The sequence below is a fragment of the Variovorax sp. MPBD4-3 genome, from assembly GCF_058809745.1.
In genome coordinates this window covers 1-22681 of record NZ_JBXASW010000044.1, presented here as the reverse complement: position 1 = coordinate 22681, position 22681 = coordinate 1, and the positions used below count along the sequence as shown (strand labels likewise).

Sequence of the window (22681 nt, the reverse complement as noted above, 5' to 3'; positions counted from 1 at the left end):
ATGCGGTGGTGGTCGAGTCCCGTGGGCCGCACCGCAGGACTCAAATGCCGGTCAATGCGCGGTAGGCACTGCGCGTTTCCGGACTCACCGCATCGAGCAGTTGCTCATACGAGGTCTGGTGCCGCGCCAGCATGCGCGCCGACGCCACGGTCTTCGACTTGCAGTACCAGTGGCAGGTGTGCTGCATCAGGAACAGCTCGGCCGACATGGTGAAGGCCTTGGATTTGGGCGTGCGGTTCGACTCGTTGCGCATCACGCCGGCAATGCCGCGCGCGTGGATCAGCAGGGCCTGGCGAAAGTCGAAGCTCGCGGCCGGGAAGATGGTGGTGGCCATCGGGATTCCCACCGGCAGCTTGCTCATGCGCGTGAGCGGTTCGGGCAGGCGCGAGAACTCGGCGGCGAAGCTGTCGAACTGGCCCGCGAGCTTTTCCTCGGTGGAGTCGAGCAGGCTCCAGATCTGCTGGCGGCGTTCGGCGTCGTCCTCGCCGAGGCAGCGCAGGTAGCCCGACGTGAGGCTCTCCATCAGCTTTTCGATCTGGTAGCGGCCGAGGTGGCTGCCCAGCAGTGCGATGCGCTGTCGCTGGTCTCTGGACTTGAGGATGTAGAAGCCGGCGGCAATGAGTGCCACCAGAGTAAGAATTTCCATGGATGCGGGGGAATAAGGGAAAAAGGCGGGAAGCAGCACCGAGTGTAGGCACCGCCATCCCGCCTTTGTTTCCTGCGACAACGCGCTAGCGGAAGAAATCGAGGATCTTGTTGCGCTCTTCGGGCGGCGGCGGTGCGCCGATGGGCGCGCTCGTGAGTTCCTCCACAGGCGGCGGCGCCTCGGTGCTGTCCAGCCCCAGGCTGGCCACGTTGTGGCCCGGCGTGAAGTCGTCGAAATACAGCTCGCCGTCGATGCGCACCACGCCCGGCGGTTCGGCCGGCTGCGTCACTGGCACGCCCTGCAGCGCGGTCTGCATGTAGCCGGTCCAGATCGGCAGGCTCAGGCTGCCGCCGGTTTCGCCGCGCACGCCCAGTTGCCGCGGCGTGTCGTAGCCGACCCAGGCCACGCCGACCATGGTCGGCTGGAAGCCCGCGAACCAGGTGTCGAAGGAGTCGTTGGTGGTGCCGGTCTTGCCGTAGAGGTCGTCGCGCTTGAGCGTCTGGTAGGCCTTGAAGCCGGTGCCGTTGCGCACCACGCTCTGCAGCAGCGAACTCATGATGAAGGCGTTGCGCTGCGGAATGGCACGGCGCGATTCGTCGAGCACCGGCGGCTCGGTCTCCATCAGGACCTTGCCCTTCATGTCGGTCACCTTGGTCACGAGGTACGGGTTGACGCGGTAGCCGCCGTTGGCGAACACCGAATAGCCCACCGCCATCTGCATCGGCGTGACCGAGCCGGCGCCCAGGCCCATGGGCAGGTTGGCGGGCTGCTTGTCCTTGTCGAAGCCGAACTTGGTGACCCAGTCTTGCGCATAGGGTGCGCCGATGGACTGCAGCACGCGCAGCGTCACCAGGTTCTTCGACTTCATGAGCGCGGTGCGCAGCGGCATCGGGCCGTCGTAGGTGCCTTCGAAGTTCTTCGGCTCCCACGGCTGGCCGCCGTTGGCGCTGGCGTCGAAGTACAGCGGCGCGTCGTTCACCACGGTGGCGGGCGTGAAGCCTTTCTCGAGCGCGGCCGAATAGATGAAGGGCTTGAAACTCGAACCCGGCTGGCGCCAGGCCTGGGTCACGTGGTTGAACTTGTTCTTGCCGAAATCGAAGCCGCCGACCAGCGCCTTGATGGCGCCCGAGCGCGGGTCCATGCCGATGAAGGCCGCCTCGACCTCGGGCAGCTGCGTGATCTCCCAGGTGTTCTTCGGCGTCTTCGCAACGCGGATCACGGCGCCGCGGCGGATCTTGATGTTCGGCGGCGCCTTGGCCGCGAGGCCCGACTGCGCGGGTTTCAGGCCCTCGCCGGTGATCTGGATGGTTTCGCCGTTGGCGCGCACGGCGCTGATTTCCTTCGGACTGGCATCGAGCACCACGGCCGCGATCACGTCGCCGTTGTCGGGGTGTTCGGCCAGCGCGTCGTCCACGGCCTCGTCGATTTCCTTCTGATCGGTCGGCAGGTCGACGAACTTCTCGGGACCGCGATAGGCCTGGCGGCGCTCGTAGTCCATGACGCCCTTGCGCAGCGATCTGTAGGCTGCGGCCTGGTCGGCCGCGACCAGCGAGGTGTAGACCTTCAGGCCGCTGGTGTAGATGCTGTCGCCGTACTGCGCGTACATCATCTGCCGCACGGTCTCGGCCACGTACTCGGCATGCAGCCGGTTCGGGTCGGCGGCATCGCGCAGGTGCAGTTCTTCCTTCTTCGCGGCGGCCGCCTGCTCGGCGGTGATGAAGCCGGTTTCCTGCATGCGGTCGATCACATACAGCTGGCGCGCCCGCGCGCGGCGCGGGTTGGCCACGGGGTTGTTGGCGCCCGGCGCCTTCGGCAGGCCGGCCAGCATGGCGGCCTCGGCGATGGTCACGTCCTGCAGCGGCTTGCCGAAGTAGGTCTCTGCGGCGGCGGCGAAACCGTAGGCGCGGTTGCCCAGGTAAATCTGGTTCAGGTAGATCTCGAGGATCTGGTCCTTGGTGAGCTGCTGCTCGAGCCGCAGCGCCAGCAATATCTCGTAGGTCTTGCGGCTCATGGTCCGCTCGGAGCTCAGGTACACGTTGCGCGCGACCTGCATCGTGATGGTGGAGGCGCCCTGCTTGCGCCCGCCCTTGAGGCTGGCGACCGCCGCGCGCACGAAGCCCTTGTAGTCGACGCCGCCGTGGTCGTAGAAGCGCGCGTCTTCCACGGCGAGCACCGCGTCTTTCATGACCTTGGGAATGTCGGCGAACGGCGTGAGGTTGCGGCGCTCTTCACCGAACTCGCCGATCAGCTGGCCTTCGGTCGAGTACACGCGCAGCGGCAGCTTGGGGCGGTAGTCGGACAGTTCCGAGACATCGGGCAGCTTCGGATAGATGGCCACCACGGCCACGATGGCGGCGACCAGCACCACCAGCGCGCCGGAACCCACCACCACCGCGCCCCACTTGGCGATGCGTTTCCAGCGGCGGTTCGGATCGGCCGGCGCGGAACCGTCGTCGGGAGGGGTGGAGCTTGAGCGTTTGGACATAGAAAGGAATTACTGGCTGGCTAGCGAGAAGGTTGGAGCCGCCGCGCGTCGGCGCGTTCCGGCAACAGGAGATCGGGTGCGCCGCGCTGCGCGGCCTGCAGCGCGCAGTGCATGGCGTCGAAGTACTTGTCGTGGTCGTAGGCGATCAGCAGCAGATCCACCCCGGCGCCGAGGGCGCGGACGGTGGCGTCGCACAGACCGCGGTTGTAGGCCGCGCCCATCGTGAGGTCGTCTGTGACGAGCAGGCCCTGGTAGCCCCACTCGCCCCGAATCACCTGCCGCACGATTCTGCGCGAGAAAGAGACCGGATGTTCCGCGTCGAGTTCCGGAAGGATCACATGGCCCAGCATGATCGCTGCGTCAGATTGTTTCGATACTTCTTGAAATGGTTTCCAGTCATGTGTTGCAAGCCGGGCCGCCGGCGTGTGCAGCACCGCGGCGAAATGGTGCGTGTCCTCGGTCACACCGGCCAGCCCGGGAAAGTGCTTGAGCGTGCCGCGAATGCCAGCAGATTCAAGGCCTTGCTCGTAAGCGAGCGCCACCTGCGCCGTGATGGCAGGGTCGGCCGAAATGGCACGTTCGTCGATGCGGGTGTGAAGGTCCCATCGGCCCGGCGCGCGGCCCGGGCGCAGGTCGACCACCGGGCTGAAATTGAGTGTGATGCCTAAAGCAGCGAGCGCCCTGCCCTGCCGTGCGCCGTAAGCATGGGCGCGCTGCTTGAGTTCTTCATCTGACACTTCGGCGTCGAGCAGCGTGGCCAGCGCGGGTTGCGGTTCGACCAGCGGGGAGAGCCGAGAGACGGCGCCACCCTCCTGGTCGGTCGCGACCACCAGCGGCGGCAGCCCGGCTTCGCGGCGCAGCGCCTGCAGGCCGGCGATTTCATCGCGCAGTTCGGCGGCGGTGCGGCCCTTCACATTACGGCCGGTCACGAAAATGCCGCCGATCAGGCCCTTGCGGACGCGTTCGCGCAACTGCGCCGCATCGTCATAGCCGACGATGAAGCGCGCACCGAGCGCCTGCGCCACGGGGCCCGATGCGGCGTCTACCTCGGCCCGGTGCCGGCGCGATGCGGCTTCGTTGCCCAGGGCAGTGAGCAGGGCGGCGAAGGCCAGGCCCAGCGCCACGGGACGCAGCCTGCCCCGCGCGAACCGCCAAGCGACGGCGATGGCCACGGCGAGCGCGCCCAGCAGCAAACCCAGCTCCCACGCACGCATGAAACGCAGATGCGGGTCTTTCAGGTGCCAAGCCCAGAACCACAGCACGGCCAGGAAAACCCAGCCCAGCGCGCCGGCGATGACCCGCAGCGCTCTCATGGCGTGTCGTCGGCACGGCGCGAAAGCGCATACCAGTCGACCTTGCGCGTGACCAGCATCAGCGCGGCCAGCATGCCGAAGATCAGCAATGCGCCGAGCAGCAGTGCATTGCTCTCCGATGCGAGCAGCCCGTAGAGCGCACCGTACAGCAGCGCCACGAAAGCGCCGAACGACAACCCGCGCCGCCAGCCCGCCAGCACCGCGCTGAAATACACCGCCAGCAGCACGACGCTGGCTGCGGCAGCACCGGCGTAGGCCATCCAGAACGCGAACTTCTCCGACAGCGCGAGCAGCAGCAGGAAGAACAGCGCGATCGACAGGCCCACCAGGCCGTACTGGACCGGATGGAGCCGCAGCTTGCGGAACAGCTCGAACATGAAAGCCGCCATCAGCACCATGCCGATGAAGAGCGCGCCGTACTTGCCCGCGCGCGTGCTCATCGAATAGACGTTGATCGGCTGCGCGAGCGACACGTCGAAGGTCTGCAGCGGACCGATATTGCGGCGTGGCATGTTCATGCCGGCGGCCGTGGCGTTCGCGCCAGCCACGTCCGCCGTGTTGCCGTCGGCGGGGCCGCCACGACCCGAAAGACCGGAACGCACCTGCTCGCGCGCCGAGGTGACGAGCGACGACACACGCCAATGCGCGTCGAAGCCTTGCGGCGTCACGCTGCGCTCGGCCGCGAGAAAGCGGCCTCCGAAGCTCGGGTGGGCCCAAGGCGAGGTGAGATGCGCGGTGGTTTCCTCGGCAATGGGCGCAATGGCCAGGGTGTCCTGCCCGACGAGGCCGATCTTCATTTCGAAGGCGACCGGCGTGCCGGCCTGCCATGCGGCAAGCGCGGCACCGGTGACGGGTGCGTGGATGCCGTCGGCAAACCAGGCGTCGTCGGCCAGGCCGGGCACGCGCTGCCTGAAGCGAAGCGCCTCGCCGCCCATCACCACCGTGGGCGAGCCGTCGAGGCCGCGCAGATCGCTCACGTTGAAGGCGATGAACGGGGCCTTGAACTCGATCTTCGAATCGGCTTCGCTGTGCGAGACGGCCTTCGGGTCGAAGGCCGCGAAGCCGCCCCCGAGCGTGGCGTTCAGCGTGTAGAACGGGATTTTGAAGATGCCGCGGTAGCGCTCCTGCGGCGCCATCGTGCCTTCGATGTGCAGCTTGTCGGGGAACACCACGTGGGCCATTTCCTTGCTGCGCGGCTCCTGGCCGATCACCTTGCCCTGAGCGTTGCGCAGCGGCTCCATCCAGCGTTCGACATACGGCACCAGCAGCAGGGGGCCGACCACCGTCTGGCGGCCGGCGTAGGTGGCGGCAAGCTCGCGGCCCGCTTCGCGCTGGCTCTCGCCGCGCTCGCGGTTGATCGAATCGATTTCCGCGAGCGGAATGCACAGCAGCAACAGCAGGAAGAACAGGCCGGCCACCTTGACCAGCATCGAACTCTGCAGGGCCTTCAACAACTGAAGCATGTTTTTCTCTCCTCGTCGGTATCGGTGAAGCGGCGATGCTCTCCGCGCGACCCGAAGGCCGTGTGAAGCACCTTGCGCGCTTGCCTTCACACAGACTTCACACAGCGGAAAACCGGCTTTTTCGACTTCAAAGAGCCTTCCAACTGGCTTCTCGCGCGGTGTCGACATTCAGTCCCGTGCAAGTTCGCACGGACAAGGACACCGCCATGAACGCCCCCACCACTCCACGCCCCGGCCGCTGGCTCTGGCTCGCCACCGTGAGCCTGGCGACCGTGGGCTTCGTCGCATTGAGCGCGCGCCCGGTGTATGCGCAGGAAGCGCCCGCCGGCCCGCGCCTGAAGACAGAGAGCCCGTATTTCTTCGTCAAGAGCGACGACCCCTCGGTCGACCGCCTGCCCCTGAAGGGCACCGAGGTGGCCGTGAAGATCTCGGGCGTGATCGCCGACGTGACGGTCACGCAGACCTATCGAAACGAAGGCACGCGCGCCATCGAGGCCAAGTATGTTTTCCCCGGTTCGACCAAGGCCGCAGTGAGCGGCCTCAACGTGCGGCTGGCCGACCGGCTCGTCACCGCGCAGATCCGCGAGAAGCAGCAGGCGCAGATCGAATACGACACCGCCAAGAAAGAAGGCAAGACCGCCGCGCTGCTGGAGCAGCACCTGCCCAACGTGTTCCAGATGAACGTCGCCAACATCATGCCGGGCGACGACGTGAAGGTGGAACTGCGCTACACCGAACTGCTGGTGCCGCAGTCGGGCAACTACGAATTCGTGTTCCCGACCGTGGTGGGCCCGCGCTACAACAGCCCGCAGTCGGCCAGCGCGCAGGCCAAGTGGGTGGCGCAGCCCACGCTCGCGCAAGGCGCGGCGAGCGGCACCAGCTTCAAGCTCAAGGCCAGCATCGACACGCCGATGGGCCTGAAGGAAATCCGCTCGACCACGCACACCGTCGACGTGAAGAAGAGCGACGAAGACAGGCACGCCGACGTGGTGCTCACCGCCGACGGCCGCCCCGCGGACAACCGCGACTTCGTGCTCGACTACCGCCTGGCCGGCGAAAAGATCGAATCGGGCCTGATGCTCTACAAGGGCCAGGGAGAGAACGCCGAGAACTTCTTCCTCGCGATGGTGGAGCCGCCCAAGGCCGTGGCCGCCAGCGCCATTTCGCCGCGCGACTACATCTTCGTGGTCGACATCTCGGGCTCCATGCACGGCTTTCCGCTCGACACCGCGAAGACGGTGCTCGAGCGCCTGATCGGCGGCCTGCGCCCGAGCGACACCTTCAACGTGCTGCTGTTCTCGGGCAGCAACAAGATGCTCTCGCCCAAGTCGGTGCCGGCCACGCGCGCCAACATCGAGCAGGCGCTGGCCACCATCCAGAACTACGGCGGCAGCGGCAGCACCGAGCTGATTCCGGCGCTCAAGCGCGTGTATGCCGAGCCGAAGGAAGACAAGGTGTCGCGCACCGTGGTGGTCGTGACCGACGGCTACGTGACGGTCGAGCGCGAAGCCTTCGATCTGGTGCGCAAGAACCTGTCGAAGGCCAACGTGTTCGCCTTCGGCATCGGTTCGTCGGTGAACCGCAGCCTGATGGAGGGCATTGCGCGCGCCGGCATGGGCGAGCCGTTCATCATCACCGACCCGATCCAGGCGCCCGAGCAGGCGGCGCGTTTTCGCCGCATGGTCGAGTCGCCGGTGCTCACGAACGTGAAGGCGACCTTCGGCGGACTCGACGTGTACGACGTGGAGCCGCAGGCCCTGCCCGACGTGCTCGGCGAACGCCCGGTGATCGTGTTCGGCAAGTGGCGCGCGGATTCGAGCGGGCAGGCAAAAGGCCGCGTGATCATCGAAGGCCAGGGCGCCAGCGGTCCCTATCGGCAGGAAGTGCGCATCGACGAGCGCACCCGCCAGGACACGGCGGCGCTGCGCACGCTGTGGGCGCGCCACCGCATCCAGAGCCTGAGCGACCAGGAAACGCTGGAAGGCGGCACGGCCTTCAAGGACCGCATCACCGAACTGGGCCTGAAGTACAGCCTGCTCACCCAGTACACGAGCTTCATTGCCGTCGACAAGGTGGTGCGCAATGTGGCGCCGCAGAACAGCGTGGACGTGAACCAGCCCTTGCCCCTGCCGCAAGGCGTGAGCGAGCTGGCGCTCGGCGCCGAGGTGCCGAGCACGCCCGAACCCGAGACGCTGGGCGCCATCGCGGTCGTGCTGTCGATGCTCGCCATGCTGCGCCGCCGGGCCCGCCGCAACGACGCGCGCCGCTTCACCGCCTGAACGCGCTGGACGCTTGAACCACCAAGAAAGAAAAGAATGTCTCTGGCAGCACTTGCCCATCGCCACCCGCGCATCGTCGACTGGGGCATCCTCATCGACCGTGCACCGGCCGCCGGCTGGCTCGGCCTTCAGTTCCTGGCGCTGATGCCGACCTGGGCCTGGATGGTCCAGCGCATGCGCGACGGCTCCGACGATCCGCTGGGCCTGCTGGCGCTGGTCGCGCTGGCCGCGCTGACCTGGAACCGCCGGCGCGAACTGCGTGCCTCGCCGCGGCTGGGCTGGCTCGTGCTGGCTGGCGCGGGCACCGTGCTCGCGACCTTGCTGCGCACCGGGCTCGGTGCGCTGCCCGCGCTGCCGCCGCTGGCGGCGGGTCTCGTAGCCGTGCTGGCGCTGGCCTGCGGGCTGCTGGCGTTCCTGCCGCGCAACGTGGGCAGGTTGCCGGTGGCGGGGCTCGCGGTGCTGGCGCTGCCGCTGCTGTCGTCGCTCCAGTTCTATGCGGGCTATCCGCTGCGGGTGGTCACGGCCGAGGCGAGCCGCTGGCTGCTCGCGCCCGGCTTCGAGGTGATGCGCGAAGGCACCAGCCTGATGGTCGACGGCCGTCTCGTGATCGTCGATGCGCCCTGCTCGGGCGTGCAGATGGTCTGGCTCGGCTACTTCACCGCCTGCGCGGTCGCGCTGTGGGCGCGCCGCGGCGACCAGGCCTTCCTGCGCCGCCTGCCGATGGTCGGGCTGCTGGTGCTGGCCGGGAACATCGTGCGCAACAGCGTGCTGATCGCCTTCGAAGGCGCCGGCCATCCGCTGGCGGGCTGGGCGCACAACGCGCTGGGCCTGGCGGTGCTCGCCGTCGTGTGCGCCGCCATCGCCCGCCTGATGGTGCCGGAGCGCCACGTGGCCGAACCTGCCGGACAACCCATCCCGGGCCTGATCACCACCCAAGGAGGCCGCCGTGTCGACACCGTTCTTTGAGCGCTGGCTCGCCAACCATTTCATCAACCGCATCGGCCACAAGTCGGCCTTCGCGCTGGCGATGCTGCTGTGCATGCTGTGGTCGGCCGGCGCGGCATTGCGTGCGCCGGCCGAGCCGGCGGCCCTGGCCGCGTCGCACGAATGGCCCAGCCAGTGGGACGGCGTGCCGCTGCGCCCGCTGGCGCTGAGCGACGTGGAGCAGCGCTTCGCCGACAGCTTTCCGGGCGCCATCGGCCGCATGACCGACGGCACGCAGACCCTGGTGATGCGCGAGGTGAAGCAGCCCACGCGCATGCTGCACCCGGCGGCTGACTGTTACCGCGCGCTGGGCTACCGCATCGAGCAGGCCCGGCTGGAACGCGATGCGCAGGAGCGCCTGTGGCGCTGTTTTGTTGCGCAACGGCACGGCGCGCAAAAAATCCGTGTTTGCGAGCGCATCGTCGACGCCCGGGGCACGGCTTTCACAGACACTTCAAGCTGGTACTGGGCAGCGGCCAGCGGCCAATCGCATGGACCGTGGCAAGCTGTCACCGTGGCCAGACCGATCTGAGAAACGAGCCTGTGAAGAAGACCCTGCGAATTGTGCTTTTCAGCCTGATGGCCCTTGTCATCACGGCGTGTGTTGCTATCTTTTTGATAGTCAAGCTGGCGCTTGCGCCGGCTGCCGGCGAATGGAGCACCACGGTGAAGGCCGGTCCGCTGAATTTCGAGATCGGCGTGCCCACCGCATTGCGCGTGGCCACCTCGCCGTGGTTCGCGCCCTACCTGGACGGGCGTTCGTTCGACACCCGCGCCGGCGCCGTGCGCTTTGCCTGGAAGCCGGCCGGGGAGCTGCTCGAGATGCAATGCACGCCCTGCAGCGCCGAGGTGCCGGCGCTCGGCACCCAGCCGATCAGGGTCGAGCGGCTGGTGGCCACCGTCAAGCGCGACGGCAACACCCTCAGCGGCACCTTCGAAGCCACGCCCGAGAGCACCGACACGACCCGGCTGCATGGCCGCTGGGAAGGCAAGCTCTCGCCAAGGAATCTGCAGCTCAGCGCCAAAGTCGAAGACGCGCCCATCGCCCGCTGGTATGCGGTGCTGGTGCCCACGCTGCCCGAATTGCGCAGCGCGCGCATCGGCGGCACGCTGGCGCTGCACGGGCAACTGCTGCTGCCCGAGGCCACGTTCGCGGTGCAGCCGACCATCAGCCAGTTCACCGTCGAGGGCCTCGGCACCGAGGCCATGCTCAATGCGCGCACCAGCTGCGGCCCGTCGGCCAGGCTGACCAACGACAGCTGGCTGGCGCGCGCGGTGGTAGCCGCCGAAGACCAGCGCTTCTTCACCCATGCCGGCTACGACCTGACCGAGATCCTCGCGTCGATCGACAACAACCAGAAGCCGGGCCAGACCAAGCGCGGCGGCAGCACCCTCACGCAGCAGCTGGCCAAGCTGCTGGTGACGGGCAGCGACCGCACCGCCGAACGCAAGCTGCGCGAGATGCTCTACGCGGTCGAGATGGAGCAGACGCTGGGCAAGGCCCGCATCCTGCAGCTCTACCTCGACAACGCCCCGTGGGGCGGCAGCATCTGCGGCGCCGAGGCGGCGGCGCGGCGCTACTTCAAGCGCAGCGCGCGCACGCTGGAGCCGGCGCAGGCCGTGTGGCTCGCGGCCATGCTGCACAAGCCGCAGGCCGTGCTCGAGCAGTGGCGGCGCGACGGCCACATCGACGCCGACCGCACCAAGTGGGTTGCCGAAAGCATCCGCGGCATCAGCCGGAACCAGCGCGAGGCGCTACTCAAGAGCGTGGCCGCGGCGAAGTTCACGGCGCCCGAGGCCGTCACGCAATGAACCTCATGAACCCGATTCCAGACACCGACATCGAAGCCATCGAACGCGCCACCGTATCGGCGGTGGCGCCCGACCTGACCGAAGAGCTCGACGGCTGGCTGCTGCCCTTTGCCGAGGGCACGGTCAATCGCGCCAGGTCCGCCGTGCCGCTGCACCGGGGCGCGGTCGATGCGGCCACCCTTGACCGCATAGAAGACCGCTACGAAAGCCGTAAGGCCGTGCCGCTGCTGCGCCTGGCCGACGCGGATTGTTTCGACGGCCTGCGCGCCGAGCTGGAGCGGCGCCACTACGCCAGCGACAACCCGACGCTGGTGCAGCTCGGCTCGACGCCGCGGATGCTGCAGGTGGCCGAGGGCCGCGGCGCGCCGGCCGATGTCGACACGGCGCCCGACGACGCCTGGGCGGCGCTGTTCCTCGGCGAGGGCTTCGATCCGGTGGACGGCGCGCATCGCGTGCGCACCCTCTCGCGCGCCAAGGGCACGCTGTATGCCAGCGTGCGTGAAGGCGGCCGCACCCTGGCCGCCGGTGCGATGGCGTTCGGCCACGGCTGGTGCAGCGTGCACGGCATGCGCACCGACCAGGCGCAGCGCGGCCGGGGACTGGCAGGGCGCGTGCTGGCCGGCCTGGCGCAGGCGGCCATGTCGCGCGGTTTCGAGCGGGTGTTCCTGCAGGTCGATGCGGCGAACCCGCCGGCACTGGCCCTGTACAGGCGCGCGGGGTTCGAAACCCGCTGGCAGTACCGCTACTGGCGGCCGCGGCAATGGGATCGGGCTCCGGGGGGCTGACAGCGCCCCGGGTGGCGCCGGGCGCGCGTTAGTGCCAACATGGGCGCATGACCAACGCCAACCACCACGCCAACCACCCCACCGATCCCGTCGCCACGCCGCGCGGCATCGACCACATCGTGGCCGGTGTTTCCACCAGCGATGGCGACGGCGTGAAGCTCACCCGCGTGCTGCAGCAGCCGCTGCAGAAGCGGCTCGACCCCTACCTCATGCTCGACGCCTTCGGCAGCGACAACCCGGGCGACTACATCGGCGGCTTTCCCAACCATCCGCACCGCGGCTTCGAGACCGTGACGTACATGATCGCGGGCCGCATGCGCCACCGCGACAGCGCCGGCCATGAAGGCCTGCTCGAGAACGGCGGCGTGCAATGGATGACCGCCGGCCGCGGCCTCGTGCACAGCGAACTGCCCGAGCAGGAAGAAGGCCTGATGGAAGGCTTCCAGCTGTGGCTCAACCTGCCCGCCAAGGACAAGATGCGCGAGCCCTGGTATCGCGACATCCAGAGCGAAGAGATCCCCGAATTCACCACCACCGGCGGCGCGCACGTGCGCGTGATCGCGGGTGCGAGCCACGGCATCGAGGGCGCGGTGCGCCGCGAGCACACAGAGCCGCTGTACCTGGACATCACCCTGCCGCCCGGCGCCGAGTTCGCACAGCCGCTGCCTGACGACCACAACGCGCTGGTCTACGTCTTCCGCGAATCGCTGTGGATCGCCGGCAGCGAGATACCGACGCGCCGCATGGCCATCCTGGCGAACGACGCGGGCAGCGACGGCGTGGTGCTGCGCGCGGGCGCGACCAACCACAGCCCCGCGCGCGCACTGCTGATTGCAGGGAAGCCGCTGCACGAGCCCATCGCGCAGTACGGCCCCTTCGTGATGAACACGCAGGAGCAGGTCAAGCAGGCGGTGCACGACTTCCAGAACGGCAAGCTCGGCTGACGGGCGCCGGGCTGTAGTCGCCCACCTACCGAAAAACGGCATCAGGCGCGGATGCGGCTTGCCGCGCTCGCCGCCTAGATTGCGCCCATGCCCATCAAGACACCCACGATCAGGAAGGGACAGGCGCCCGACAAGCTGCAGCGCGCGCAGTTCCACGACCGCTTCATGCAGCCGTTCCAGGACCCGGCCTTCCAGGCCGAGGCCGCCTCGCTCCAGCGCATCGAGCTGATCGCCTGGGAAGCTTACGAGGAAGGCCGCAAGGCGCCGGTCACGCGCAAGGCCGGGCCCGGCTACGCAGACCCCGACTACGACCTGTCCGTCGACTGGCTCGAAGCCAAGGCCCGCATCGACGCTGCGCAGGCCGCATGGGGCTCGCCGCAGACGCGCTCGCGCGTGCTGCTCATCAACGGCTCGCCGCGCAACGACGGCACCTGCCCCGGCGAGGTGTCGAAGACATGGCGCCTCGCGCAGCTCGCACAGGAGGTGCTCGAAGGCAGCGGCATCGAGACCGACATGCTCGACCTGAGCCTGGTCACTTCCGAATACGGGCGGCAGATCCACCCGTGCAAGGCCTGCGCGTCGACCGCCATGCCGCTGTGCCACTGGCCCTGCAGCTGCTACCCCAACCACTCGCTGCGCCAGACCGGCGACTGGATGAACGAGATCTACGAACGCTGGGTGGCCGCGCATGGCGTGGTGCTGCTCACGCCCACGCACTGGTACCAGGCCAGCAGCCCGCTGAAGCTCATGATCGACCGCCTGGTGTGCGCCGACGGCGGCAACCCCGACCCCACCAGCACCCACGGCAAGAAGCCGGAAGAAGCCAAGGCGCTGGAGCTCGAGGGCTGGGGCTTTCCCAAGCACCTGGACGGCCGGGCCTATGGCGTGGTGGTGCACGGCGACGTGGCCGGCATCGAAAGCCTGCGCCGCAACCTCTGCGACTGGCTCGACTGGATGGGCCTGATCGACGCCGGCGCGCAGGCGCGGCTGGACCGCTACATCGGCTACTACGAGCCCTACGTCACCAGCCACGACACGCTCGACGCCGACGCCGACATGCAGGAAGAAGTGCGCAACGTGGCGCGTGCCGTCGCACGGGCGGTGGGCGAACTGCGCGCGGGCAAGCTGGAGTCGCCGGACCGGGGCCTGAAGCGTCCGAGGCCCAAATAGGCCGCGTGCCCCTGGGCGCCGCTGGGGCGGGTTCACCATTCTTTACGCAAGCTCACGCCGGACTAACGGTCGCGATACAGAGGTCTTCCACACTTCATCTCACCTGCTGCCCATCGGCGGCGGGCTTCTTGAAAGGAAGCACTTCTCATGATTTCTCTTCGCCAACGCATCGTCTGGGCCAGCCTACTGGGTTCGGCAGCCCTCGCCTCTTCGGGCGCCTTCGCTCAAGCGCCGGCCGCCCCCACCGCACCCAGCGCCGCGGTGGCCCAGGCCGACACCGCCGCAGCGCCCAAGGCGCAGCACAAGCGCATGGACCCCGCACAGCGCATGGAGCGCATGAAGGAGCACCGTGCCAAGCGCCTCGCTGCCCTGAAGGAAAAGCTCAAGCTGAGCTCGGCCCAGGAAGGCGCATGGAGCGCGTACACCACCGCGACGCAGCCGCCCGCCGGCCCGCGTCCGCACATGGACCGCGCCGAGTTCGCCAAGCTGACCACGCCGCAGCGCCTGGAGCGCATGCAGGCCCGCCAGGCCGAACGCAGCGCCATGTTCGCCAAGCGCGCCGACGCCACGAAGACCTTCTACGCCACGCTCTCGCCTGAGCAGCAGAAGACCTTCGACACCGAGACCGCGCACATGGGCGGCCATCGCTGGCACCGTGGCGGCCCGGACGGCCATCACGGCCAGGCGCCCGCCAAGAGCTGATCGCCGTCGACAAAAAAAAGCCCGCAGCGTGAAAGCGCTGCGGGCTTTTTTCCGTTCTTGAAGCCGCGAGGCTGCGGCCAGGAGGAAATTACTTCGGCGTGCCGGTCTTGTCCGTCGGGTTGGTCACGACGTCCGGGCGCTCGCCCTTCTGGCCGAACTGCGGCTTGACCTTGCGGCCGGTCTGGCTGACCTCGGCGCGCGACATCTCGCCGGTCGGCTGCGGCATTGCGTTGGGCTGGTGGTTGACCGTGGTGGTCGCCTCGCCCTTGGGCACCATGCTGTTGGCGTTGTTGCGGTTCTGCACGCGGGCTTCGGCCTTCACCGATTCGCGCGACGCGGGCATCGTGTTGTCCGGCCGCTGCGGCGGATTGGCGACGCCCGCGGGCGTCATCGTGCTGGCCTGTCCGCCGACCGATGGGTCCGGCTGCGCGGGGATGGACGTGGCCTGGGCCTGGGCGATGCCCGCGGTGCCCAGCAGGGCAGCGAGAACGGTGGCGTGGAAGATGGCTTGCTTCATGGTGTTTGCTCCTTGTGGCTTGTCTGTCTCTGTATCGGTGGATGAAAACGAAGGGCCGTTGCCTCAAGCCCTGGAACCCACCGTAGGAGCCACCAGATTGGTGCGTTGTGGGGGTGTGGCAGGCGTGGCTGTAGGAGCCCGCCGCCCGCGCGCGAAGGGTTCGGAAGAAGGTGGCGCGTTCCTACAGTCGGCGCGCGCCGGGCAACGTACAACCCGGTCAACGATGTCTTCCTCTTCCACCGGCTCCGCGCCCGTCTCGCTGAAGGTCATGACCGTGAACACCCACAAGGGCTTCACGGCGCTCAACCGCAAATTCATCCTGCCCGAGCTGCGCGACGCGGTCCGCACCGTGGGCGCGGACGTGGTGTTCCTGCAGGAAGTGCTGGGCACGCATTCGCGCCACTCGCGCAAGGTGAGCAACTGGCCCGAGGCGCCGCACTACGAATTCCTGGCCGACAGCATGTGGCCGCAGTTCGCCTACGGGCGCAACGCGGTGTATCCCAAGGGGCACCACGGCAACGCGGTGCTCTCCAAGTTTCCCATCGTGCATTTCCGCAACCACGACGTGTCGGTGAGCGGGCCCGAGAAGCGCGGCCTGCTGCATTGCGTGCTGCGCCTGCCGGCCCGGGTGGTCGACGTGCACGTGATCTGCGCGCACCTCGGCCTGGCCGAGGCGCACCGCCAGCAGCAGCTCGAGCTGCTTTGCCACATCGTGCGCGACGAAGTGCCCGCCGACGCGCCGCTGATCGTGGCCGGCGACTTCAACGACTGGCGCGGCCGCGCGCACGCCGTGCTCGAAAAAGGCGCGTCGCTGCGCGAGGTGTTCGTGCATGCCCACGGCCGTGCGGCGCGTACCTTTCCGGCGCGTTTTCCGATGCTGCCGCTGGACCGCATCTACGTGCGCAACGCGGGCGTGCACGCGCCCGTGGTGCTGCCGCGCCGGCCCTGGTCGCACCTGTCGGACCACGCCCCGCTGGTGGCGGACATCGATCTTTGAGCACTACTGCCATGAACAACAACAACCATTGGACCGGCGGCAACCGCGTGGAGCTGCTCGAGAACGGCGAGGAGTTCTTTCCGCGCGTGTTCGAGGCCATCCGGCAGGCGAAGCGCGAAGCCATCGTCGAGACCTTCATCCTGTTCGAGGACAAGGTCGGCCTGCAGCTGCACGCCGCCATGCGCGAGGCCGCGCTGCGCGGCGTGAAGGTCGACCTGATGATCGACGGCTTCGGTTCGCCCGACCTGTCGCGCGAGTTCATCGAGGGCCTCACGTCGGCCGGCGTGAAGGTGCGCGTGTTCGACCCCGGCCAGCGTTTCCTGGGCAAGCGGCTCAACGTGTTCCGCCGCATGCACCGCAAGATCGTGGTGATCGACGGGGAGCGCGCCTTCGTCGGCGGCATCAACTATTCGGCGGACCACCTGCTCGACTTCGGCCCCAAGGCCAAGCAGGACTACGCGGTCGAGCTGCACGGGCCGATCGTGGCCGAGATCCACCAGTTCGTGCTGCGCGCCATCGCGCTCGGCGGCAAGGGCGCGGGCTGGTTCCGCCGCCGGCTGCGGCAGGCGCCGGCTGTCGAGCACGCGGCGGCCGGCCAGGCCGACGCGATGTTCGTCACGCGCGACAACCGCCGCCACACCAACGACATCGAGCGGCAGTACCGTGCCGCCATCCGCGCGGCGCGCGAGCGCATCGTGATCGCCAACGCATACTTCTTTCCGGGCTACCGGCTCATCAAGGAGCTGCGGCGCGCGGCGCGGCGCGGCGTGGACGTGCGGCTGATACTGCAGGGCGAGCCCGACATGCCGATCGTCAAGACGGCGGCGAGCATGCTCTACCACCACCTGCTGCACGCGGGCGTGCGCATCTACGAGTACTGCGACCGCCCGTTGCACGGCAAGGTCGCGCTCATGGACGACAAGTGGAGCACCGTGGGTTCGAGCAACCTCGACCCGCTGAGCCTGTCGCTCAACCTCGAGTCGAACGTGATCGTGCGCGACCGGGCCTTCAACGGCGTGCTGTGGGAGCGGATGGACCATCTCATGCAGCACAGCTGCAAGAAGATCGACGCGGCCGACCTCGCGAGCGAATGGAGCGGCTGGCGGCTGGTGCGCAGCTTCTTCGTCTTCCACATCCTGCGCTGGTATCCGGCGCTGCTGGGCCGGCTGCCGCGCCACGTACCGCGCCTGACGCCGGCCGAAGCCATCGAGCTGGCCAGCCGCCGCGACACCGGCACCAGCCAGCCGACCGGCGGCGCAACGCAGACGGAAGCCGCCTGAGCCGCGGCCGGATGCACGCATGAGCACGATGGCCCTGTCCCGGCAGTCCTGGTGGCCCTGGGTCCGCCGTGCCGCGGCGTGGGGCTTCTTCGCGCTGATCGCATGGCTGCTGGTGCGGCAGGCGCGCACCATCGACTGGGACGACGTGCTCGACGCGATCCGCGCGCTGCCCGCCACCACGCTGCTCGCGGCCGGCGCGATGGCGGCCTGCAGCTTCGTGCTGTACAGCACGTACGACCTGCTGGGGCGGCACCTCACGCGGCACCGGCTGGGCACCGGCACGGTGATGGGCGTGACCTTCATCAGCTACGCCTTCAATCTCAACCTGGGTTCGCTGGTGGGCGGCGTGGCGTTCCGCTACCGGCTCTATTCGAGGCTGGGGCTGGGCAACGAGACCATCACGCGCGTGCTGGGCTTCAGCATGCTGACCAACTGGATCGGCTACCTGCTCGTGGCGGGCGTCGCCTTCTGCTTCTGGCCGCTGTCATTGCCGCCCGGCTGGAAGATCGGCAACGACGGCCTGCGCATCCTGGGCGCGGCGCTTCTGGTGCTGGCCGCGGCCTATGTGCTGGTGTGCGCCTTTGCCAGAGGCCGCGTGTGGCGCATACGCGGCCATGCGTTCAGGACGCCGGGGCTCGCCATGGCGCTGCTGCAGCTGGCGATGTCGTGCGCCAACTGGTCGCTGATCGGTGGCGTGATCTGGTTCCTGCTGCAGGGCGCGGTCGGCTATCCGCACGTGCTGGCGGTGCTGCTGGTGGCGGCGGTGGCGGGCGTGGTCACGCACGTGCCGGCGGGGCTCGGCGTGCTCGAGGCGGTGTTCGTGGCGCTGCTGGCCCACCAGGTGCCGGAAGCCACGTTGCTCGGCGCCTTGCTGGCCTATCGGGGCCTCTATTACCTGCTGCCGCTGACGGTGGCGACGCTCGGCTATCTCGCGACGGAAGTTCGCGCGCGGCGGCGGCTTCAGAAGCGGTAGGCGTAGCGCAGGCGCAGGAAGGTCTCGCCGGGGTTTGGTTTCTTGATGCCCGCGTTGGAGAAGTGCTGCACGCGCAGCGACACCTCGTGCGCGCCTTTCTCGCCGAAGCTGCGGCCGATGCCCAGCACTTCGGTGAACTGGAAAGCGGTGCTGAAGCTGCGGTCGGGCGTGCGGTAGATGCGGTCCATCAGCGTCGCGCCGACGCCGCCTTCGGCGAACCAGGGCGATCCGCCGTCGCCGAAGCGGTAGCGCAGCATGTAGATGGCGCCGATCTGCGTGTAGCTGCGGCGACCGTCGTTGTTCAGCCCCGGCGCGCTCCACTGGCTCAGGAAAACATCCCAGTAGCGCGTGAGCGGCCCTTGCTGCACCGCCTGGCCCGGTGCCCACGGCAGCACCATGCCCACCGTGGCCGCGTCGGCATCGCCTTTCTGGCCATGCGCGGCATGGCCGAGGTCGAAGTAGATGCCGCGCGTGTTGTCGTCGAATGCATGGGCCGCCGAGCCCAGCAGCCCGAATGAAGCTGCGAACACGGCGGCCCGAAGTGGCGTGGATGCGTGCAATCTCATGATGTGGTTTTCTTGCGCGGAGAGTGGGATATGACAGCCGGATGATCAATTTCCCGGCGCCTCTGCATCCGTCCAGCGCGTAATTTCCACGTCCGAAAGTAGGACTTGGTCAACAAAACGGACTTCGTCATGTTGCACTGCAGCAATTTCGGCTCGCGAGGCCTATAGTGGTTCGACTTCCTCCAAGCGTTCGCGCGCACAACCCCACCATGTCGTCGTCTCTCACCACCACTCCCGGCCTGGTCCATCCGCTCATGCAGTGGTTCGACCTGGCACTCAAGACCAACGAGATGCTGCTGTCCTCCGGCTCCGTGATCCGCATGCGCACTGAACGCATCGCCAAGGCGGGGCTCGCGCCCAGCCCGGCCGACCTTGCGGAATTCCAGCTCATGGGCCACGAAAAGCTCGCCGCCGCGAGCGAGTCGGGCATCGCGATGGCGAAGCAGTGGCACAGCAGCCACCTCTCGCTGGCCAGCCGCGTGCTGCAGCAGTGGGTGCAGAGCACCACGGCGTTCTTCTCGCTGGCCGGCAGCGTCACGCCGGCGCAGGCGGCGGTGCACGGCGACGCGCTCGTGCAGTCGGCCGCCGGCACGGTGAGCGCGGCGAGCGAGCTGTCCGACATGGCGGTGCACATCGCTCGCGAAGGCCTGGAGCCGATTCGCGCGGCCGCCACGTCGAACGCGCGGCGCCTGGCAGAGCTCGAATCCAGCCCCGACTGATCGATCGAAGCCGCTCAGGCGGCCGCGGGCACCAGCGTCAGCAGCGTGATCTCGGAGGGCGCGCCAAAGCGCTTCGGCGGGCCCCAGTAGCCGGTGCCCCGGCTCACGTAGACCCACATGTCGTGCAGGCGATGCAGGCCCGCCGTGAAAGGCTGCTGCATCGGCACGAAGAGATTCCACGGAAAGAACTGGCCGCCGTGCGTGTGGCCCGACAGCTGCAGCTGGTAGCCGGCCGCGGCCGCCAGCGGCGCGCTGCGCGGCTGGTGCGCCAGCAGCACGCGGGTGTGCACCAACGGGGGCGCGTCATGCAGCGCCAAGTGCGGGTCGCTGGCATGGGCCGCGTCGAAATGCCCGGCGGTGAAGTCGGTCACGCCCGCCAGCACCAGCGCGCTTTCGAACAGCTCTTCATCGGTCTGCGCGCCGCGCACGTTGCGCGTCTGCAGCACCACATGCTCGTTGAGCAGCACCTTCAGGCCCAGGCGGCGCAACTCGTCGATCCAGGCATGCGCGCCCGCGTAGTACTCGTGGTTGCCGGTGACCACGAAGGTGCCGTGCCGCGCGCGCAGCCCGGCCAGCGGCGCGATGTGCTCGCGCAGTTCCGGCACGCTGCCGTCCACCAGGTCGCCGGTGATGGCGATGGTGTCGGCGCCCAGCCGGTTGACCGCCTCGACGATGCGCTGGATGTACCCGCTCCTGATCGTCGGCCCGACTTGGATGTCGCTGAGCTGCGCGATCGTGAAGCCCTCGAGCGCCTGCGGCAGGCCGCGGATCGGCACGTCGACACGCTTCACGCTGGCCGTGCGCCGTGCATTGAGAAAACCGATCGCCGACGTGGCCGTGGCCACGGCCAGCACCGCCAGCGCGGTCCATGGGCGCAGCGTGTTCCATTGCACCTGCACGCCGCCCAATGCGCCGGCCAGCCACGTGAGCAGCAGGCCCGCATCGCGCACCAGCGTCAGCACGAACATGGAGGAGAACCAGCCCATGCTGATCAGCCCGATCCACTTGATCGCCTCGCCCATCGACGCGTTGCGCTCGATTCGGCGCGACAGGAAAGGCAGCGGAATCGTCACCGCCGAGACCACCAGCGCAAGCAGCGCCAGCGGCCATGCGGGCGTGAGCACGGCGAGCGCGGGCAGCAGGCGCAGCGCAATGTAGACATGGAGCAACGCGGTCAGCGCGCTCAGGGGACGGATCGGCATCGGGGCAATGGGGTCGGGCATCGCCCGGGATACACCATCTGCAAGGCGCATGCCGCGCATTCAAGACGCCAAAGTGCACCACCACCGCTATTTTTTCTATAGCGAGAGGCGCCCGGATAGCGGGCGTTGTGGCTCACATGGAGCTTGCTGACGCGCGCCGGCGGCATGTGCTGCCGGCGCCCGTTTTCACGCGTTACTGCACCGTGCGCGTGCCGGCCAAAGCCATGTCGGTGCCCGCCGGCCAGACGAAGGTGGCCTTGGCGGAGGCACCCTGCGGCACGCGCAGCTGCTGCTTCAGCACCTGGTTGCCGAGGCGGGCCTCGACCTCGTAGTTGCCCGGGTCGAGCCGGGCCACCATGAACGGGCCGCCCGACACCACGTTGTCGAGCAACGCCACGCCGCTGCTGTCGCGCACGGTAACGTGCACATTGGCGGCGAAATCGGCGCCCTTGTGGTCCTTGATCGCGAACTCGAAGCTGGCGGGCCAGCGCGGCAGCACAGTTTCCATCAGCTGCGCTTCGTCACTGCCGATGCCGCCGCTCATGTACTCGACGCCGTGCGTCATGTAGATCGGCGGGTTCATCGCGGCCTGCGCCGACGAGAACGCGCCGAGCAGAACGGCGCCGCAAAGCATCGCGGCCGCCACGGGCCGCATGCGCGATGAAAAGCGGGAGGTCATGGTCTGGGTCCTTTCCTGTTCGTAGTGGCGAAAAACCACAGCGCCACTGTGCGGCGCACGACTTAGGAAAGGCTGACCGAGGACGCGACGGCCACAGCCGTGCGCCGGTTTTTCAACGGGTGGCCGAGGCGGTCTGCGCCAGCGCCTGCGGCAGCGGCGGCGCGACCGAGGCCATGTCGAAGTTCGACGGCCACACGAACGAAGCGCGCGCCGGCACGCCGGCAATCACCACCAGCGACTGCGTCAGCGTCAGCCCGCCCAGCGTCACGTTCACGTCATAGGCGCCGGGATTCAGGCGCGCGAGCATGTACGGCGCCTGGGAGTCCACGGTCATCACGGCCTGGCCGGTGTACTTCTGGCGCACTTCGACGTGTGCCTTGGCGGGAAAGCCGGGTTGCTGCGCACCCTTGCCGTCGCTCACACCCAGCGCGATGGTCGCGGCCCAGCGGGGCGACACCATTTCCATGAACGCGGCTTCGTCCCGTGTGGTGCCGCCGCTCATGAATTCGATGCCCTGCGCCACCTGGATGGGTGGGTTCGAGAACGCATGGGCCGAAGTGAAGGCCCCGAGGAATGCTGCTGTGCCGCCCAAAACCAGCGCGGCCAGCGGCCGGCGGAGACGCGAAGGGTTCATTGCTGTGTGGTCCTCGATCTTGCGTGACGTGAAATCCGACGAGGATTTTGCTTAGCAAGAGTCGGGCTAGATATAGCGTTTACGAGGAACGATCCTCGGATTCAATGTGAATGCTATTGTTTTCATAGCTGGTGACGCCCGTGTGACGGCCGTGCAAGCCACATTTGCTGACAGACCTCACGCAAACCCTGATGCGGCAGTTTCCACGGGCCTTGCCGCCGGAGTCCGCCAGGGTGCACGGCGCAGGTCTATGGCGGTGCATCGCGGCCGGAGATACTGCGGTCCCATGAAGCCCGACGACGACTACGACCCGATGCGCGAACGCCGCGAGGCGATGACCGCGTGGGAGCAGGGCCTGCGGCCGAAGCCGGATCGCCATTGGGCGCTGTGGCTGGCGTTGGCCGTGCTGGCCGTGTACCTGTTCTATATGGGTGCGGAGTGGCTGCTGGCGCAGCAAAGGGCGCCGAAGCAATCCGCGGGGCCGATGGCGGCACAGCCCCGCATCGCGCCGCCCCCGCGGCAGGCCCGCCC

22 protein-coding genes are annotated in these 22681 nt (G+C 68.2%); 13 read left to right on the top strand and 9 right to left on the bottom strand.

Annotated elements, in window-relative coordinates; all coding sequences use genetic code 11:
• Positions 1-40: 40 nt before the first annotated feature.
• From AC1RVW_RS22170 to creD, 4 genes are all read right to left on the bottom strand, one after another.
• Positions 41-646, bottom strand: a complete 606-nt coding sequence (locus AC1RVW_RS22170; protein WP_081269759.1) for a hypothetical protein — start codon at positions 644-646, stop codon at positions 41-43.
• Between the two features lie 85 nt (positions 647-731).
• Positions 732-3131 (bottom strand): penicillin-binding protein 1A, encoded by a 2400-nt coding sequence (locus AC1RVW_RS22165; RefSeq protein ID WP_493202538.1) that lies wholly within the window; start codon positions 3129-3131, stop codon positions 732-734.
• A gap of 20 nt (positions 3132-3151) precedes the next feature.
• Positions 3152-4444 carry a glycoside hydrolase family 3 N-terminal domain-containing protein gene (locus tag AC1RVW_RS22160; RefSeq protein WP_493202536.1) on the bottom strand — a complete coding sequence of 431 codons (1293 nt, stop codon included), beginning with the start codon at positions 4442-4444 and terminating at the stop codon, positions 3152-3154.
• Positions 4441-5907 (bottom strand): cell envelope integrity protein CreD, encoded by a 1467-nt coding sequence (gene creD / locus AC1RVW_RS22155; protein ID WP_493202534.1) that lies wholly within the window; start codon positions 5905-5907, stop codon positions 4441-4443. Before creD ends, AC1RVW_RS22160 begins: the two co-directional genes overlap by 4 nt.
• A gap of 206 nt (positions 5908-6113) precedes the next feature.
• On the opposite strand from creD, the gene AC1RVW_RS22150 reads away from it, so the two are divergent.
• The 8 genes from AC1RVW_RS22150 to AC1RVW_RS22115 all read left to right on the top strand — a co-directional run bounded on the left by AC1RVW_RS22150 (position 6114) and on the right by AC1RVW_RS22115 (position 14583).
• Positions 6114-8186 carry a VIT and vWA domain-containing protein gene (locus AC1RVW_RS22150; protein ID WP_493202532.1) on the top strand — a complete coding sequence of 691 codons (2073 nt, stop codon included), beginning with the start codon at positions 6114-6116 and terminating at the stop codon, positions 8184-8186.
• A gap of 36 nt (positions 8187-8222) precedes the next feature.
• On the top strand, positions 8223-9152 hold the full coding sequence (xrtQ, locus tag AC1RVW_RS22145; protein ID WP_493202530.1) for an exosortase Q: 930 nt from the start codon (positions 8223-8225) through the stop codon (positions 9150-9152).
• The gene (locus AC1RVW_RS22140; protein ID WP_285413815.1) at positions 9133-9702 is read left to right on the top strand and encodes a hypothetical protein; all 570 of its coding nucleotides are present in this window, start codon (positions 9133-9135) and stop codon (positions 9700-9702) included. Before xrtQ ends, AC1RVW_RS22140 begins: the two co-directional genes overlap by 20 nt.
• A 134-nt stretch (positions 9703-9836) precedes the next feature.
• Positions 9837-10982 (top strand): biosynthetic peptidoglycan transglycosylase, encoded by a 1146-nt coding sequence (locus AC1RVW_RS22135; protein WP_253819957.1) that lies wholly within the window; start codon positions 9837-9839, stop codon positions 10980-10982.
• Positions 10983-10987: 5 nt separating this feature from the next.
• Positions 10988-11767 (top strand): GNAT family N-acetyltransferase, encoded by a 780-nt coding sequence (locus AC1RVW_RS22130; RefSeq protein ID WP_493202527.1) that lies wholly within the window; start codon positions 10988-10990, stop codon positions 11765-11767.
• 47 nt (positions 11768-11814) lie between these two features.
• A complete protein-coding gene (locus AC1RVW_RS22125; RefSeq protein WP_106936282.1) occupies positions 11815-12711 on the top strand; it encodes a pirin family protein in 897 nt (298 codons plus the stop codon).
• An 87-nt stretch (positions 12712-12798) separates the two neighbouring features.
• Positions 12799-13881 carry a flavodoxin family protein gene (locus tag AC1RVW_RS22120; protein ID WP_493202524.1) on the top strand — a complete coding sequence of 361 codons (1083 nt, stop codon included), beginning with the start codon at positions 12799-12801 and terminating at the stop codon, positions 13879-13881.
• Between the two features lie 147 nt (positions 13882-14028).
• Complete coding sequence (locus AC1RVW_RS22115) at positions 14029-14583, top strand: Spy/CpxP family protein refolding chaperone (RefSeq protein WP_081269769.1); 555 nt, start codon at positions 14029-14031, stop codon at positions 14581-14583.
• Between the two features lie 88 nt (positions 14584-14671).
• On the opposite strand, the gene AC1RVW_RS22110 is transcribed toward AC1RVW_RS22115, so the two are convergent.
• A complete protein-coding gene (locus AC1RVW_RS22110; RefSeq protein WP_493202522.1) occupies positions 14672-15100 on the bottom strand; it encodes a serine/threonine protein kinase in 429 nt (142 codons plus the stop codon).
• Between the two features lie 223 nt (positions 15101-15323).
• On the opposite strand from AC1RVW_RS22110, the gene AC1RVW_RS22105 reads away from it, so the two are divergent.
• Genes AC1RVW_RS22105 through AC1RVW_RS22095 form a run of 3 tightly spaced genes read left to right on the top strand, consistent with a single transcriptional unit; the run spans position 15324 to position 18350 of the window.
• Positions 15324-16097 carry an endonuclease/exonuclease/phosphatase family protein gene (locus AC1RVW_RS22105; protein ID WP_081269771.1) on the top strand — a complete coding sequence of 258 codons (774 nt, stop codon included), beginning with the start codon at positions 15324-15326 and terminating at the stop codon, positions 16095-16097.
• A gap of 11 nt (positions 16098-16108) precedes the next feature.
• Positions 16109-17377: a cardiolipin synthase ClsB gene (clsB, locus tag AC1RVW_RS22100; RefSeq protein WP_081269772.1), complete on the top strand. Its 1269-nt coding sequence runs from the start codon at positions 16109-16111 to the stop codon at positions 17375-17377.
• A 19-nt stretch (positions 17378-17396) separates the two neighbouring features.
• Positions 17397-18350 carry a lysylphosphatidylglycerol synthase domain-containing protein gene (locus AC1RVW_RS22095; protein WP_493202520.1) on the top strand — a complete coding sequence of 318 codons (954 nt, stop codon included), beginning with the start codon at positions 17397-17399 and terminating at the stop codon, positions 18348-18350.
• Here the strand turns inward: AC1RVW_RS22095 and AC1RVW_RS22090 are convergent.
• Positions 18338-18916, bottom strand: a complete 579-nt coding sequence (locus AC1RVW_RS22090; protein WP_493202518.1) for an acyloxyacyl hydrolase — start codon at positions 18914-18916, stop codon at positions 18338-18340. The two genes, AC1RVW_RS22095 and AC1RVW_RS22090, sit on opposite strands and share 13 nt — an antisense overlap.
• 209 nt (positions 18917-19125) lie before the next feature.
• Here AC1RVW_RS22090 and AC1RVW_RS22085 point away from each other — a divergent pair, with 209 nt between their 5' ends.
• On the top strand, positions 19126-19635 hold the full coding sequence (locus tag AC1RVW_RS22085; RefSeq protein ID WP_081269775.1) for a polyhydroxyalkanoate granule-associated phasin: 510 nt from the start codon (positions 19126-19128) through the stop codon (positions 19633-19635).
• A gap of 14 nt (positions 19636-19649) precedes the next feature.
• Here the strand turns inward: AC1RVW_RS22085 and AC1RVW_RS22080 are convergent, their stop codons facing one another.
• The 3 genes from AC1RVW_RS22080 to AC1RVW_RS22070 form a co-directional block, all read right to left on the bottom strand.
• Positions 19650-20897 (bottom strand): metallophosphoesterase, encoded by a 1248-nt coding sequence (locus AC1RVW_RS22080; protein WP_493202515.1) that lies wholly within the window; start codon positions 20895-20897, stop codon positions 19650-19652.
• A 133-nt stretch (positions 20898-21030) separates the two neighbouring features.
• A complete protein-coding gene (locus AC1RVW_RS22075) occupies positions 21031-21516 on the bottom strand; it encodes a hypothetical protein (RefSeq protein WP_081269777.1) in 486 nt (161 codons plus the stop codon).
• 112 nt (positions 21517-21628) lie between these two features.
• A complete protein-coding gene (locus AC1RVW_RS22070; RefSeq protein WP_081269778.1) occupies positions 21629-22150 on the bottom strand; it encodes a hypothetical protein in 522 nt (173 codons plus the stop codon).
• A gap of 286 nt (positions 22151-22436) precedes the next feature.
• Here AC1RVW_RS22070 and AC1RVW_RS22065 point away from each other — a divergent pair.
• Positions 22437-22681: hypothetical protein (locus AC1RVW_RS22065; RefSeq protein WP_493202513.1), on the top strand; the 245-nt coding region annotated here is incomplete at its 3' end.